This is a genomic window from Nocardia sp. CA-136227 (assembly GCF_050955695.1).
GTDB lineage: Bacteria > Actinomycetota > Actinomycetes > Mycobacteriales > Mycobacteriaceae > Nocardia.
Genome location: NZ_CP192081.1, coordinates 1,696,472 through 1,712,435, shown reverse-complemented (window position 1 = coordinate 1,712,435; position 15,964 = coordinate 1,696,472). Strand labels below are relative to the sequence as shown.

Sequence of the window (15,964 nt, the reverse complement as noted above, 5' to 3'; positions counted from 1 at the left end):
AGGAAGCTCAGAAGCCGCGCAGGCGGTCCGGGGTGATGCGGACCGGGACGGAGTAGTCGGCGAAGAACTCTTCGCGGGTCATGCCGATCTCGACCAGGCCCTTGGCGTACTTCTCGACGTAGGCGTCGAGCTCGGCGGGGGTCGGGTCGGTGGTGTCGACGCGGGCGGGGCCGTTGAAGACCACGACCTGGCCGCCGCTGGCGGTGCTGTTGAGGTTCAGCGACACCCGCGGGTCGGCGGCGATATTGCGGAGCTTGGGCGTGCCGGGCTGGGTGAAGATCAGGAACTCACCGTTGGCCCACTGGAACCAGACCGGGTTGGGTTGCGGCGTACCGCTGGGGCTCACGGTGGTCAGCCAGACAATGCCATCCTCCGCCAGACGTTTGGTGACCAGGGCACCGAATTCGGTGTCGGTGTCGATGAGCGGCGAGGAAGCGGACATGCGGTCTCCTTGCGAGGTGTGGGTCGGTTCGATCCATGACGGTCAACGCCCCACTGTCCGTGGGCATTCCGCGTTTCAGACGATCTTCTCGGGCCACAGTCCGGTGCCGTCGCTGAGCAGCATGGCCTCGGCCACCGCCTCGTCGATGACCTGCCGGGTCTGCCGGTCCGTGGTGATGCGGGCGAACTCGGCCACCGACACGCGATGGCCGGTGTCGGTGATGGCGCCCTCGCGGTCGAATTCGGCGGCGAACCGTTCGGGGCCGAGCGCGGTGCGGGCCCGGGCGGTGATGCGGTCGACGTCCATCCTCTCACCGCTGGCCAGGGGCGCGCCGGTGGAGGCCCGGGCCTTGGTCGCCGCGCCGAGCAGGCGGGCGGCCCGCTCGTAGTCCTCGACCATCACCGCGGCCCCGGCCAGTCCCTCGACGGCCAGTGCGACGGCCCGGATGTCACCGGCGACGGAGGCGGCCGACAGGCTCTCGGTGTGCAGGGTGCGGGCGGCGTCGGCGTCGCCGCGCAGTTCGGCGATGAAGCCGAGTTCGGCCAGCACCAGCGCGACGCCATTGTGGGCCTCGATGGCGGCGAGCCAGCCCAGCCACCGGTTGAGGTGCTTCTCGGCGTCCTCCAACCGGCCCTGCCGCCGCGCGCTCAGACCCAGACCGATCTCGGCGAACCCCTCCCCCAGCCGGTTGGCGTGACTCACCGCGAGCCGCATGGCCCGGTGATGGAGTTCGTCGGCGGTCCGGAATTCGCCGCGCAGCAAGGCGATTCGACCCAGCAGCGCGAGTTTGTGGGAGGTCTCGGTCCAGAGCCCGAGTTCCTCCACGATCTGCAGTCCCTCGTAGTGCAGGTCGTTGGCCTCGTCGTAGCGGCCCTCGAATTCGGCGAGCACCGCCAGCGCCTCGATGGCCTTGAGCCGGCCCCAGCGGTCGCCGACCTCGTCGAAGATGGCCGCGCTCAGCTGCGCGTGGTCGCGGACGGTCGCGAGGTCGCTGCGGGCGGTGTTCTGGGCGGCGCGCAGGCTCAGCGAGGCCGCGATGCCCCAGTTGTCGTCGAGGGTCCGGAAGGCGGCCAGGGCCCGGCCGACCCGGTCCTGGCTCTCGGGCAGCGCGCCGGAATACCACTGGGCGTAGCCGAGAAACCATTCGCTGCGCGCGAGCGCCCGCAGTTCGGTGTCGCTCTCGTCGCCGTCGAGGGCGGGTGAGGGGCTGACCAGCTGCCCGGCCTCCCCGATGAGCAGGGCCATGCCGGCCCGCCAGCGCAGGATGGTCGCGCGTTCGACCGGGCGCAGCTGCCCGGCCATGGCGCTGACCGCGGACAGGTAGCGGTGCGCCTCGATGAGCCGTCCGCGCAGGAAGCCGAACCAGATCAGCGAGTTGACCAGTCGCATGGCGAGCCGGGCGTTGCGGCACACGATGGCGAAGTCGGCGGCCTTGCGGATATTGGGCGACTCCACGTCGAGCTGTTCGAGCCAGCGGCGCTGGTCGGGCCCGTGCAGTTCGGCGCTGGCGTGCTCGCCGCGGTCGGCGTAGTGCATGGCGTGCCGCAGTCGCAGTTCCAGCAGGGTGCCGGTGGCCTCGAGGTATTCGACGCAGTAGGCCGCGATCGATTCCAGCAGCCGGTAGCGGGGGCCGTGCCGCGATTCCTGCATGACCACCAGGGACTGGTCGACCAACCGGGTGAGCACGGCGAGGATCTCACCGTCCTCGCCGGGATCGCGGATGAGCGCGCGGGTGGCCGCGAGCGAGCAGTCCTCGGCGTGAACGGCCAGCCAGCACAGCACATTTCGTTCGACGCGCGACAGCGGCGCCCAGCTCCAGTCGATGGCGGCACGCAGCGTGCGGTGCCGGTCCGGGGAGTCCCGGAAGCCGCCTTCGAGGACCTGGAAGCGCCGGTCGAGCTGGACGAGCAGTTCGTGCACCCCGAGTACACGAACCTTGGTCGCGGCGAGTTCGATGGCGAGCGGGATGCCGTCGAGGCGACGGCAGATGGCGATGATGTCGTGGATATTGGACGCGTCGACCCGCAGGCCGGTCGCCCGGGCGGCGAAGAGCTGGACCGCGCTGGCGGTGGCGAGCGATTCGGGTCCGGTGGTGTCGGCGGGCGGCAGGTCCAAAGGTTCGACGGCGCTGATCCGCTCGCCGCGGACGGCCAGGGGCGCGCGGCTGGTCGCCAGGATCCGGCAGTTCGCCGATTCGGCGAGGATCGCCTCCACCAGATGGGCCGCCGCCTCGACGACGTGCTCGCAGTTGTCGAGCACCAGCAGGGCGCGGCGCGCCCGCAGGAACGCCACCACCCGGTCCACCGAGTTGAGGCCCGACAGCGACTTGCCGCCCGATCCGGGTGGCGCGTTGACGTCTATGGTCAGCGCCGACAGCACCGCGTCCGCCAGCACTTCCGGCCCGTGCGAGCGGTCCAGGGCGTCGAATTCGACCAGCCAGATGCCGTCCACGAAGCTGTCGACCAGGCTGTGCGCGACCGCCAGGGCGAGCCGGGACTTCCCGACGCCGCCGGGGCCCACCAGGGTGACGAGCCGATCCGAGGCGATGTCGGCCCGCACCTCGTGCACCGCCGTGTCCCGCCCGATCAGCGCGTTGGGCGGGGAGGGCAGGTTGTGCCCGAAGGTGCGGCCCGCCACCAGGACCGGTTCGGGTTGCAGGTCGGCGCGCTGTTCGAGGATGGCGCGGTGCAGGTCGACGAGTTCGCGGCTGGGGTCGGCGCCGCGGGTCTCGGCGAGCAGGGCGCGCAGTTCGTTGAAGCTGTCGAGGGCGTCGGCGGCGCGGCCGGAGCGGTAGAGCGCGCGCATCTGGATGGACCGCAGGCGTTCCCGTAGCGGGTGTTCGCGGACCAGTTCGTTGATCTCGGCGATGAGCGTGCGGTGTTCGCCGAGTTCGAGGCGGGCTTCGACGAGTTCGCTGCGGGCGGCGATGCGGGTCTCGTTCAGCGAGGCCGAGCTCTCCTCACCGAAGGGCAGGTCGATGAAGTCGGCGAAGGCGGGTCCGCGCCACAGCGCGAGCGCCTCGCGCAGCAGGTCGGCCCGTACCCGCAGGTCGGTCGAATGCTGGGCGCGCGCAACGATGTCCAGGAATCGGGTGGAGTCCAGCCGGTGCGGTTCTACCCGGAACAGGTAGCCGGCGGGGGTGGTGACGATGTGTTCCCGGCCACCCGGCTCGGCCTGTTCGAGGGCCCGGCGGAGCTGAGAAACCTTGGTGTGCAACGATCTGGTCGGATTGGTGGGCGTGGATTCGGGCCACAGGTCCTCGATCAGCCGGTCGGTGGAGACCGGGACCCCGACATGGGCGATGAGATCGGCGAGCAGCGCCCGCACCAGCGACTCCGGTATCGACACCGGGTCGCCCAGATCCGTAGCGACCTCCAACGACCCCAATACCGCGAACTGCACGACTCGATCCTATCTAATTCACTTTTCAATCAGGTGATCGGAAACCCTCACGGCCCCTGCGGAAGTGGGCCCGAAGCGAACCCGAAGGACCTTCCGACAGAATGGTCCCGAACGATCGACCAAGGCCACGACGGCGAGGGAAGGGATCGCCGCCAGGGGCCCGATTGTTCATGTCGTGCGTGTCACGATCGGCGTTAATGCGCGCCGGTCAGGTCTGGCCGCTCGGGCCTGGGGAGGACTCCGAGGCCGAGACCGACACCGCACCAGCGCCTCCATTGCCGTAGGCGCTCGGACAACAGGGTTCCGCCAGTGTCCCAGGACCCCTGCCGCTCCGCCGCGCACCCCCGCCGACCGCCGAAATTGGTTGGCGCCGTGCGCGTCCGGAAACCGGACGTCCGTGATTCAGCACCGTCAGGGACCAAAGTACCAGGGGATATCGTGTTGTTCAGCCTTCTCGGACCGCTCGAGGTCCGGCACCAGAACCAGCCATTGCGACTCGGTGGCGTGAAACAGCGGGCAACCCTCGCGTACCTACTTCTGCATCCCAATACCGTCGTCCCGGCCAGCCGACTGCTCGACGCCCTGTGGCCCACCGAAACCATGCCCACCTCGGCCCGCAAGATCCTGCACAACGCCGTGTGGTCGCTGCGAAATCTGTTCCCGGAGGACAACAGTGGACCGGTCGCGCTGATCCGGCGCCCGCCGGGGTACGTGCTCGAGGTCGACACCGACCTCATCGACCTGCATCGCTTCTATCGCCTGGCCGACAGCGGACGCGCCGCGGCCCTGGCCGAGGACCTGGACACCGCCGCCGCTCGCCTGACCGAATCGCTGTCGCTGTGGCGCGGTTCACCGCTGTCCGATCTCACCGAGCACGGGGTCGACTGGCCCGAGCTCGCCGCCGCCGCGGACGCCCGGATGTCGGTGTCGGAGGACCTGTTCGAGATCGAGCTGGCGCGCGGCAACCACGCCCGGGTGGTGGACGCGCTCAGCGCGCTGGCCGATTCCGGGCAACTGCGGGAACGCTCCTGCGGGCAGCTCATGCTGGCGCTGTACCGTGGCCGCCGCCCCTCGGACGCGCTGGCCGTCTACACCGCCTGGCGCAATGCCCTGATCGAGAACTACGGGCTGGAACCGGGTTCGGAGCTGCAGACGTTGCAGCAGGCCATCCTGAACCAGAGCCCGTCGCTGCTGCTGCCGGACACCGAACCGGCGCGGCCCGCGCCGGTGGTGGTGGTCGCCCCGGCCGACCGGGTGACCCGCTCCACGGTGCTGTCGGTCCGGATCGAGGCGGGTGGGCCGGACGCGTCCGAGGACAACCCGACCATGGGCGAGCGCTATCTTCCGGCGATCCGGGCGACCGCGGAGTCGTTGGGCGGCACGGTGGTCGGCGTCATCGGCTCCACGGTGATGACGGCGTTCCCGGAGCCGTGCGAGGTGGCCGAGGTGGTGGCCGCCGCGATCCGGCCGCACGAGTGGATCACCGGGGCGCGCACCGAGTTCGGGTCGCGGCTGGAGCCGCGGTTCCGGGCCGCGGTCGTGACCGGTGAGGCCGAAGGCCGTGTCCCCCGGGCGTATTCCGATCTGCGCACCTCGAACCGGTACGCCGACCTGTTCGACGCGTGCGACCGGCTGCTGCTCGACGCGCCCATCGGCTCGGTGACCGTGTGCGATCGCACCCGTCGCGAGTCGGAGACCGTGATCCGCTATCGGCAACGCCCGACCGGGCACTGGTACGCGGCGGGTTTGGAGGGCGCGAACGATTCCGGTGCCGAAACCGATCCGGATGTGCGGATGCTGCTGGGCCTGCGCGAGCGGGTTCAGCATCGGGCGGCCTCGCATCTGGTGGCGGTGGTGGCTCCGGCCGCCACCAGTGCCCGGCGGGTGGCGCGCGCGTTCCGCTCCACCGTGCGCGCACAGGGTGATGCCGAGCTGATCCTGTGCGCCCGTTTCGGTGACGGGGATCGGCTCGACACCCATCGCGCGATGCTGGCCGCCGCGTGCGGTTTCCAGGTGGGTGACGCGCCCGCGAGCATCGCGGCGCGGCTGGCCGAGGCGGCGGGTCATCCGCTGCGTCCGCCGGTGGCGGCGCGCAAGCTGGCCGAGGCCCTGTACCCGCTGGCCACCGGAACCCAATACGACGATCCGGCGCAGGTCCGGCAGATGCTCACCGCCTGGACCGAATTGCTGTGCGCCAAGGCGGGTCTGGGTCCGATGACCCTGATCTTCGAGGACGCCCATCTGGCCGACCACGCCAATCTGGATTTCCTCGAGACCCTGCTCGACAGTGCCGAGTGCGCGCCGCTGCTGGTGGTGCTCACCGGCGAGGGTTCGCTGGCGCACGGCCGTTTCGCCCGTATCGCGGGCACCCGCGAGTCCACGCTCATCACCTCCGATCTGCGGCCCGGTCGCCGGCCCGCGCAGCGGCGGCGTCCGGCCGCGCTGCTCACCGCCACCGCCGACCGGCATCCGGCGGCCTTCGCCGCCAGCTGATCCGACCTGCCCTCCGCGGCAACCACATTCGACGAGGAAGTGACCTGATGACCGAATCGCTGTTGATCCGCCCGGACGACGCGCGCTATCGCGGGCTGATCTCCGGTTCCAATACCCGATGGGTGGGCACACCCGACTACATCCGCCTGGCCCTGAACACCGAGCAGGTCGTCGAGGCCCTGCAGCAGGCGGTCGACGACGAGCTGCGCGTGGTGGTGCGCAGCGGCGGCCACTGCGACGAGGACTTCACCGCCAATGGCAAGGTGCGGGCCGTCATCGACGTATCCGCTTTGGACGCCGTGTATTTCGACGCGCAGATGGGCGCGTTCTCGGTCGGCGCGGGCGCGACCCTGGGCCGGGTCTATTCGACGCTCTACAAGCGCTGGGGCGTGACGCTGCCCGGCGGCACCTGCCCGACGGTCGGCGCGGGCGGGCATGTGGCCGGCGGCGGCTACGGCGCGCTGTCGCGGCTGCACGGGCTGATCGTGGATCATCTGTACGCCATCGAGGTGGTGGTGGTGGACTCCGACGGCCGGGTGCGTCCGGTCGTCGCGACCCGGGCGGCCGACGACCCCCACCGCGACCTGTGGTGGGCGCACACCGGTGCGGGCGGCGGCAATTTCGGCATCGTGACCCGGTACTGGTTCCGCTCCCCGGAGGCCACCGGCGACGACCCGGCGCGCCTGCTGCCAGCCCCGCCCGCCGAGCTCATCGTCTCCGATGTCTCGTGGTCGTGGGACGAGCTGGACGAGGCCGGATTCGCCCGCCTGGTCAGCAATTTCGGGGCCTGGCACGAGCGCCACTCGGGTCCGGACTCCGCGCACCTGAGCCTGTACAGCCAGCTCAAGCTCCAGCACCGGTCGGCGGGTTCGTTCCGGATGAGCACCCAGATCGACGCCGACGAGCCCGACGCCGAGCAGACCATGGACGCGTTCCTGGCCGCGATGGCCGAGGGCACGGGCGCGACCTACACGGTCAACGACCGCAGCCGGGTGCCGTGGTTCTACGCGGTGAAGGAGTGGTTCGGCTTCGTGGAGGCCGCGGTGGCGCGCTGGAAGGTGAAGTCCACCTATATGCGCCGGTCGCTGCCCGAGCCGCAGCTGGACGCGCTGTACCGGCAGCTGACCCGCGAGGACTACCCGCACCCGTTCGCCATGGTGGCCCTGGTCAGCTACGGCGGCCGGATCAATGCGGTGGAGTCGGACGCGACCGCGGCGGCGCAACGGGATTCGATCATCAAGATGCTGTACGTGACCCTGTGGACGGATCCGTCGGAGGACGAGCGGCACGATCGCTGGATCCGCGAATGCTATGCCGACGTGTACGCGGCGACCGGCGGCGTGCCGGTGCCCGGTGAGGTGACCGACGGCTGCTTCATCAACTACGCCGACGCCGATCTGGCCGACCCGGCCCTGAACGACTCGGGCGTGCCGTGGCACCGCCTGTACTTCAAGGACAACTACCCGGCCTTGCAGGCCGCGAAGGCGAAATGGGATCCGCGCGAGGTGTTCTCGCACGGCCTGTCCATCCGGGCATGAAAAAAGGTCCCGATGGGCGGCCACGCTGCCGCCCATCGGGACCCCGGGTCAGCGGGACTGACCCCGATGCCGCCACGAGATGGGCGGCTGCTGTGCGGGCGCGGGCAGGGTCCAGGCCGCCGCCCGGAACTCCGCCTTCCGCCGCGCCGGTCGGGTGACGGCGGTCAGGGCCAGGACCAGGGCGACGAGTTCGTCGTCGCCCGGCCGGCCCGATTCCACCGCCAGCACCCCGGTCTCGCCCGCGAGTACCCCCGTCCCGCCGCTCACGCGGGCGGGTTCCCGTGCTTGCGGGCCGGGATGGGCGCGTGTTTGGCGGCGAGCATGGCCAGGCTGTCGATGAGCACGGCCCGGGTGTCGGCGGGGTCGATGACATCGTCGACCAGGCCGCGTTCGGCGGCGTAGTAGGGATGCATCAGCTCCTGCTGATATTCCTTGATCCGTTGCGCCCGAACCAGATCCGGGTCGGGTGCGGAACCGATCTCCCGCCGGAAGATCACCTGTGCGGCCCCCTCCGCGCCCATGACGGCGACCTCGTTGGAAGGCCAGGCGAAGGACAGGTCCGCGCCGATGGATCGGGAGTCCATGACGATGTACGCGCCGCCGAAGGCCTTGCGCAGGATCACCTGCACCCGCGGGACGGTGGCGTTGCAGTAGGCGTAGAGCAATTTCGCGCCGTGCCGGATGATGCCCGCGTGTTCCTGGCCGGTGCCGGGCAGGAAGCCGGGCACGTCGACCAGGGTGACGATGGGGATGTTGAACGCGTCGCAGGTCTGCACGAAACGCGCGGCCTTCTCGGAGGCTTCGATGTCGAGCACGCCGGCCAGCACGCAGGGCTGGTTGGCGACGATGCCGACCACCTCGCCGCCGAGGCGGGCGAAGACGCAGAGGATATTGCGGGCCCAGTGCGCGTGCACCTCGAAATACTCACCGTCGTCGACGATCTCCTCGATGACGGCGCGCATGTCGTAGGCCTGGGTGGAGTCGGCGGGCACCAGGTCGGCGAGCGCGTCGTTGCGCCGGTCGGGCGCGTCGGCGGTCTCCACGGCGGGCGGGCGTTCGCGATTGTTGGCGGGCAGCAGCGAGATCAGGTAGCGCACCTCCTCGAGGCACTCCTCCTCGGTGTCGTACACGAATCCCGCGACGCCCGAACCGGAGCCGTGCACGTCGGCGCCGCCGAGTTCGTCGTGGGACACCTGCTCGCCGGTGACGGTGCGCACCACATCCGGTCCGGTGACGTACATCTGGGAGATGCCGCGCACCATGAAGACGAAGTCGGTGAGGGCGGGCGAGTAGGCCGCGCCGCCCGCGCACGGGCCGAGCATCACGCTGATCTGCGGGATGACGCCGGAGGCGCGCACGTGGCGGCGGAAGATGCCGCCGTATCCGGCCAGCGCGGTCACGCCCTCGTGGATGCGCGCGCCCGCACCGTCGTTGAGGCCGACCAGCGGCGCGCCCGCGGCCTCGGCCAGGTCCATGAGCTTGTGGATCTTCTCCGCGTGCGCCTCGCCGAGCGAGCCACCGAAGATCCGGAAGTCGTGGCCGTAGGCGAAGACGGTGCGGCCGTGCACCTTTCCCCAGCCGGTGACCACGCCGTCGGTGTGCGGTCTGCGGTCGGCCATGCCGAAGGCGGTGGCCCGGTGCCGGCGCAGCTGGTCGACCTCGCGGAAGGTGCCCGGATCGAAGAGCAGCTCCAGCCGCTCGCGCACGGTGAGCTTCCCGATCGAGTGCTGCCGTTCGGTGGCGCTCGACGGGATGCCGTGCACGGCTTCGTGTTTGACGCCGTGCATTTCCTCGACCCGGGATCGCAGCCGCGCGGGCGCGATGGCGACGGGCCGTTCGACGAGTTCGGTCATCAGTGCTCACTCCGTTCCGGCGCCGGGAAATGGCCCGACTCGATGAAGAATTGGACGTAGGTGCGGAAGAGGTCGCCGGACACCGGCGGGCACACGATGCCGGTGCCGGTCAGCATGGTCTCGGTCGCGGACACGTCGATGGCCGGGTAGAAGGCCGCGGTGTCGCCGATCATGGCCTCGAAGGCGTCCAGCAGCGGGACCAGGGCGTTGTCGGTGTTCGCGCCGATCTCGGCGAGCCAGTCGGCCCGGTCGCGGTCCTCGATCGGATAGCCCATGGCCCGCAGCCGCTCGACCAGTTCGGGCAGTGCGACCCGAAGCGGGTTGTGCAGGTGGAAGGTTCGCTCGGCGGCGTCCGGCTTCGCGGCCAGGGCGACGATGGCGGCGCTGACATAGTCGACCGGGGCCAGGTGGAAGTAGCCGTCGCCGACCGGCGGCACGGCCCGCGCCTGGATGATGCCCTTGAGGGTGAGCCAGACGAAGTCGCGGGTCTGGCAGGCGCCATGGCGCTGGTCGCCGGAGATCACATCGACGCGGTACACCGAGACCGGCAGGCCGCGGTCGCGGGCCAGTCCGATGTTCTGCTCGGCCACCCATTTGGTGCGCAGGTAGCCGCTGGGCAGCACCTCGGGCGGACCGGTCGGGTCGTCCACGGCCAGCGGCGCGCCGTCGGCGGGTGCGCCGGGGAAGACGCCGACGGTGGACACGTAGTGCACCGGGACCGTCCGGTGGCGGGCGGCCAGGCGCAGGATCTCTTCGGTGCCACCGACATTGGCGTCGCGCAGCAGCGGGTAGGGCTGCAGCCAGTGCACGGTCGCGCCCGCGTGGAACACCACGTCGACCAGCTTCGCGAGGTCGTCGAAGTCGTTCTCGGACAGGCCGAGTCGCGGGGCCGCGAGGTCGCCGACGATGACCCGGACCCGGTTCAGGTCCACCTCGCCCGACACCCGGTAGAACTCCAGGTTGGCGATCAGCCGCTCGGTCGCGGCGGCCTCGTCCGCGCCACGGATCACGCAGTGCACCATGGCCGTGGTGGTCGCCATGAGGTCGCGCAGCATGAACGCGCCGAGGAATCCCGAAGCGCCGGTGAGCAATACGTGGTCGGGGTCGGTGGCGACGCGAATGACGGTGTCCGCGGGGCGGATGTCGTCGGCCAGGCGTACTTCGGCGGCGAAGTCGATGGCCCCGGTTGCGCCATCGCCGGATTCGGCGAGGATGAACGCCGCCAGCGCCTCGGGAGTCGGGTGGTCGTAGGCGACGGTGGCGGGCAGCCGGGTTCCGAACGCGGCCTGGAGCCGGTTGCGGAATTCGACGGTGGCCAGCGAGTCGAAGCCCGCTTCACTGAATTCCCGGGTGCTGTCGAGGGCTTCGGTGCCCTGGTGGCCGAGGACGGCGGCGGCCTCGCGCAGCACGAGGTCGAGCACCAGGGCGTGCTGTTCGGCCGGGGTGCGGCCGCGCAGCAGTTCGGTGATCGAGACGGCGGCCTCGGCATTGCCCGCCACCGCGCGCTGAGTGGGCAGCAGGCCCGAGAGCAGCCGGGTCGGGCGGGACCGGATGGCGGACAGTTCCAGCGGGGTGGCCACGACCAGGGGCCGTTCCGATCCGGCGGCCGCGTCGAGCAGGGCCAGACCGGATTCAGCGGGCAGGGCCGGGAAGCCGCCGCGCGCGATGCGCTGCTTGTCGGCGTCGTCGAGGTGGCCGCTGATGCCGCCCTCCTGTTCCCACAGGCCCCAGGCGATGGAGGTGGCGGGCAGGCCGAGTCCGGCGCGATGGGCGGCGAGCGCGTCGAGGAAGACATTGGCCGCGGCGTAGTTGCCCTGGCCCGGGCCGCCGATGATCCCGGCGACCGAGGAGAAGAGCACGAACGCCGTGAGTTCGCGGTCGAGGGTGAGTTCGTGCAGCAGCCAGGCGGCGTCGGCCTTGGGGCGCAGGACCGCGGTCAGGCGGTCCGGGTCGAGGTCGCGCAGCAGGCCGTCGTCGGTGGCGCCCGCGGTGTGGACGACCGCGGTCACCGGATGCTCGGCGAGCACGGCGGCCAGGGTGTCGCGGTCGGCGGCATCGCAGGCGACGATGTCGACCTGTGCGCCGGCCGCCGTCAGTTCGGCCCGAAGCGCCTCCGCCCCCGGGCTTTCCAAGCCGCGGCGGCTGAGCAGCACGAGCCGGTCGACGCCACGCTCGGTGACCAGGTGGCGGGCGAGCATCGCGCCCAGCGAGCCGGTGCCGCCGGTGATCAGCACGCATTCCCCCGCCCAGTGGGCCGGGGCGGGCAGGGCGACGCGGTGCAGTCGTGGCACGAAGACGCGGCCCTCGCGAATGACGACCTGGGGTTCCCCGGCCGTGACGACCGCGGACAGGGCGGCGGCCGAGGCCGGGTCGTCGTCGATGTCGGCGAGCACGATGCGGCCGGGCAGCTCCGACTGGGCCGAGCGCAGCAGACCCCACACGCTCGCGGCGGCGATGTCGGTGGCCCCGGATCCCATGGCCCGCTCGGTCACCACGACCAGCGGTGCGGCGGTGCGGTCCTCGACGGCGATCCACTGCTGCACGAGAGTCAGTGCGCGGCGGGTGAGTTCGTGCGCGCCGAGCACCGGGTCGCCGGTCGGCGCGGCGCCGATCGGGGCCAGGACGGCGTCGACCGGCTTGTCCGCGGTGACGGCCTCGGCCAGGTCCGCGAACAGAGTGGTCTCCCCCACCTCGGGCAACGACTCGGTGCCGGAGACCGCGCCCCAGCGGATGGCGCGACCGCTGACGGCGGCGGGCATCCAGTCCACGGTGACGGACATCTCGTCGATATCCGGCCGCGCCGCAACCGATTCCGCCGGTGCGGTCACCGCGCGCACGGTGGCGACGGCCACGCCCGCCCGGTCGGCGAGCAGCAGCGTGGTCGATCCGTCGCCGCCCGTGCGGGCCAGCACCCGCAGGGCGGTCGCACCGGTGGAGAACAGCCGGACGTCCCGCAGCTCGCGCACGGTCCCGGGGGCGACGGCGGCCAGCGCGGCGTGCAGCAGCACCGGGTGCACCCCGAAAGCGGCCGCCTCGGCGGCGAATTCGTCCGGCAGAGCGACCTCGGCGTGGGCCTCGCAGTCGGTTGCCGCCGGCGGCCATTCGGTGAGCTCGAAATCCGGTGCGCCGATGCGCAATCGGACGGTGCCGCGGGCGTGCAGGATCCACGGTCCCGAGGAGCCCGAGGCCCGGGAGTGGATCGACACCGTGCGGTCGCCATTGTCCAGCAGACCGCCGACACGGGCTTGGATGTGCAGATCGGCCCCGGCGGGCATGGTCAGCGGGGTACGAACGGTCAAGGCGGACAGTTCGGTACAGCCGAGTTCGTCCGCGGCGCGGGTGGCGAGTTCCACCAGGACGGCGGCGGGGACGGGCGCGCCCGGTTCGATCCAGCGCTGCCGCCGGGACAGGCGGCCGGTGGCGACGACGCCGTCGGCGGCGCTGTCGGCCAGGTCTACCGCCACTTCGAGGACAGGGTGGCCGAGGGCTGATCCGGTGCCCGCGGCCCCGATGGCGGTGTCGCCCGCCCAGTGCCTGGTGCGCTGGAAGGCATAGGTGGGCAGGCTGATTCGGCGCGCTCCCGTGCCCGCGAACACCTGTTCCCAGTCGACGCGCACGCCGTTGGCGTGCAGGGTGGCGACGGCGGCGAGGGCGGTCTCGTCGTCCTCGGCGGTGCGGCGCAGCACGGGGATGGAGATGTGCGGGCGGTCCTGGAGGGTTTCGTCGACCAGGGCGCTGAGGATGGCGTCGGGCCCGATCTCCACGAACTTGGTCACCCCGGCCGCGGCCAGGGCGGCGATGCCCTCGGAGAAGCGGACGGTGCCGCGAATGTGGCGCGGCCAGTACGCGGGATCGGCGTGGTCGCCGGGGGCGGCGAGCGCGCCGGTCACATTGGACACGATGGGCGCGCGGGCGGGCTGGAAGGTGAGTCCGCGGGCCACCGCCTCGAACTCGTCGAGGATCGGGTCCATGTGGTGGGAGTGGAAGGCGTGGCTGACGGCCAGGCGGCGGGAGCGGATCCCGCGCTGTCCCAGGGTCTCCGCGATGGCCTCCAGGTCCGCGGCCGATCCGGCCAGCACCACCGACGCGGGTCCGTTGACGCCCGCGAGGCTCACGCGGTCCGAGAGCTGGTCGCGCACGGTGTCCTCGCCCGCGCGCACCGCGAGCATGGCGCCGCGCGGCAGCGAGTTCATGAGGCGGGCCCGCGCGGCGACCAGGGTGGCGGCGTCGGCCAGCGACAGCACGCCCGCCTGCTGGGCGGCGACGAGTTCGCCGACCGAGTGACCGGTGAGGTAGTCGGCGCGAATGCCCCAGGACGCCACCAGCTTCGCCAGCGCGTATTCGACGGCGAAGAGGGCGGGCTGGGTGACGGCGGTTTCGTCGAGCCGCTCGCCGGAGGTGATCTCGTCGCGCAGCGGTCGGTCCAGCAGCGGGTCCAGGTGGCCGCAGACCTCGTCGAACGCGGCGGCGAAGGCCGGGAAAGTGTCGTAGAGGCGCAGACCCATGCCCGGGCGCTGGGCGCCCTGACCGGTGAAGACGAAGGCGGTCTTGCCGGTTCGGGTGGCGGTGGGGTCGGCGGTCAGACCGGCGAGCAGTTCCGCGCGGTCGCGGCCGACGGCGACGGTCCGGTGCTCCAGCTGGGTGCGGGTGGTCGCGAGCGAGTACGCGATGTCCAGGTCGCGGGCGTCGGTGCCGGCGGCGAAATCCGCCAGCGCGGCCGCCTGGGCCCGGGCCGCGGCCGCGGACTTGCCGGACACCGCCCAGGGCAGCACCGGCAGCCGAACCGGCTGCGGCGCGGTGGATTCCGGCGGATCCGCCGAATCCGGCTGCGATTCCACAGCTTCCGGTGCGGGAGCCTGTTCGATGACGACGTGGGCGTTGGTGCCGCTGACGCCGAACGAGGACACCGCGGCCCGGCGCGGAGCCCCGGTCTCGGGCCAGGGCTGCGCTTCGTTCAGCAGGCGCACCGTGCCCGATGACCAATCCACGTCCGGGTTGGGCGTTTCCGAGTGCAGGGTCCTGGGCAGCACGCCGTGGCGGATGGCTTCGATCATCTTGATGACGCCGCCGACGCCCGCCGCCGCGACGGTGTGGCCGATATTGGATTTCATCGATCCCAGCCACAGCGGCCGCGCCGAGGTGCGTTCCCGGCCGTAGGTGGCCAGCAGCGCCTGGGCCTCGATCGGGTCGCCCAGCCGGGTGCCGGTGCCGTGGCCTTCCACGGCGTCCACCTCGGCGGCGGAGAGTCCGGCGTCGGCCAGGGCCGCGCGGATCACGCGTTCCTGGGAGGGGCCGTTGGGCGCGGTGAGCCCGTTGGACGCGCCGTCCTGGTTGACCGCGGACCCGCGCAGGACGGCGAGCACCTCGCGACCGGAGGCGACGGCGTCCGAGAGGCGTTGCAACGCGAGCAGACCCACGCCCTCCGACCAGCCGGTGCCGTCCGCGCCCGCGCCGTAGGACTTGCAGCGGCCGTCGGCGGACAGGCCGCGCTGCCGCGAGAATTCGATGTAGCCGCCGGGGTGTCCGTAGACGGTGACGCCACCGGCCACCGCCAGGTCGCATTCACCCCGGCGCAGCGCCTGCGCCGCGAGGTGCACGGCGACCAGCGAGGACGAGCACGCGGTGTCCACGGTGAGGGCGGGCCCCTCGAATCCGAAGGTGTAGGCCAGCCGTCCCGAGACCACGCTGCCCAGTCGCCCGGTCATCGCGTAGCCCTCGAGGTCCGGCGGCGCGGCCAGGTCGAGGTAGCTCTGCTCGCCGGCGCCGACGAAGACGCCGGTGCCGCTGCCGCGCAGCGATGTCGGGTCGATGCCCGCGGATTCGAAGAGTTCCCAGGCGGTTTCGAGCACGACCCGCTGCTGGGGGTCCATGCCGAGGGCCTCGCGCGGGGAGATGCCGAACAGTCCGGCGTCGAAATCGGTGGCGTGGTCGATGAATCCGCCGTGGCGGGTGGTCGAGGTGCCGATGTGCTCGGGGTCGGGATCGTAGAGGGCCGCGACGTCCCAGCCGCGGTCGGCGGGCCATTCGGTGATGGCGTCGGTGCCGGTGTCGACCAGGTCCCACAGCTGGGCGGCGGAGTTCACGCCGCCCGGGTAGCGGCAGGCCTGCGCCACGACCGCGATGGGTTCGGCCGACGCCGATTCGAGTTCGGTGATGCGGCCCTTGGCCTTGGTGAGTTCGGCTGTGGCCCAGCGCAGGTACTCGACCAGTTTCTTGTCTTCAGGCATTGCCGGTGT

The 15,964-nt window shown here is 71.6% G+C and carries 6 protein-coding genes and 1 pseudogene; 2 read left to right on the top strand and 5 right to left on the bottom strand.

Annotation, left to right across the window (positions count from 1 at the left end; translation table 11 throughout):
* Positions 1-7: 7 nt before the first annotated feature.
* Positions 8-442 carry a TIGR03667 family PPOX class F420-dependent oxidoreductase gene (locus tag ACQP06_RS07565; protein ID WP_357090493.1) on the bottom strand — a complete coding sequence of 145 codons (435 nt, stop codon included), beginning with the start codon at positions 440-442 and terminating at the stop codon, positions 8-10.
* A 75-nt stretch (positions 443-517) separates the two neighbouring features.
* Entirely contained in the window at positions 518-3,844 is a 3,327-nt protein-coding gene (locus ACQP06_RS07560; RefSeq protein WP_433671497.1) for a BTAD domain-containing putative transcriptional regulator, read from the bottom strand.
* Between the two features lie 438 nt (positions 3,845-4,282).
* Here ACQP06_RS07560 and ACQP06_RS07555 point away from each other — a divergent pair, with 438 nt between their 5' ends.
* Together ACQP06_RS07555 and ACQP06_RS07550 are read left to right on the top strand one after the other, a co-directional pair.
* Positions 4,283-6,337: a BTAD domain-containing putative transcriptional regulator gene (locus ACQP06_RS07555; RefSeq protein WP_433671496.1), complete on the top strand. Its 2,055-nt coding sequence runs from the start codon at positions 4,283-4,285 to the stop codon at positions 6,335-6,337.
* Between the two features lie 47 nt (positions 6,338-6,384).
* Positions 6,385-7,875, top strand: a complete 1,491-nt coding sequence (locus ACQP06_RS07550) for an FAD-binding oxidoreductase (RefSeq protein ID WP_433671494.1) — start codon at positions 6,385-6,387, stop codon at positions 7,873-7,875.
* Positions 7,876-7,923: 48 nt separating this feature from the next.
* Here the strand turns inward: ACQP06_RS07550 and ACQP06_RS07545 are convergent, their stop codons facing one another.
* The 3 genes and pseudogenes from ACQP06_RS07545 to ACQP06_RS07535 all read right to left on the bottom strand — a co-directional run.
* Positions 7,924-8,142, bottom strand: a complete 219-nt coding sequence (locus tag ACQP06_RS07545; RefSeq protein WP_433671492.1) for a hypothetical protein — start codon at positions 8,140-8,142, stop codon at positions 7,924-7,926.
* Positions 8,139-9,728: an acyl-CoA carboxylase subunit beta gene (locus tag ACQP06_RS07540; RefSeq protein ID WP_433671491.1), complete on the bottom strand. Its 1,590-nt coding sequence runs from the start codon at positions 9,726-9,728 to the stop codon at positions 8,139-8,141. Before ACQP06_RS07540 ends, ACQP06_RS07545 begins: the two co-directional genes overlap by 4 nt.
* A pseudogene (locus tag ACQP06_RS07535) lies at positions 9,728-15,952 on the bottom strand (type I polyketide synthase); the annotation flags it as partial. The pseudogene ACQP06_RS07535 and the gene ACQP06_RS07540, both read right to left, overlap by 1 nt.
* Positions 15,953-15,964: the final 12 nt, after the last annotated feature.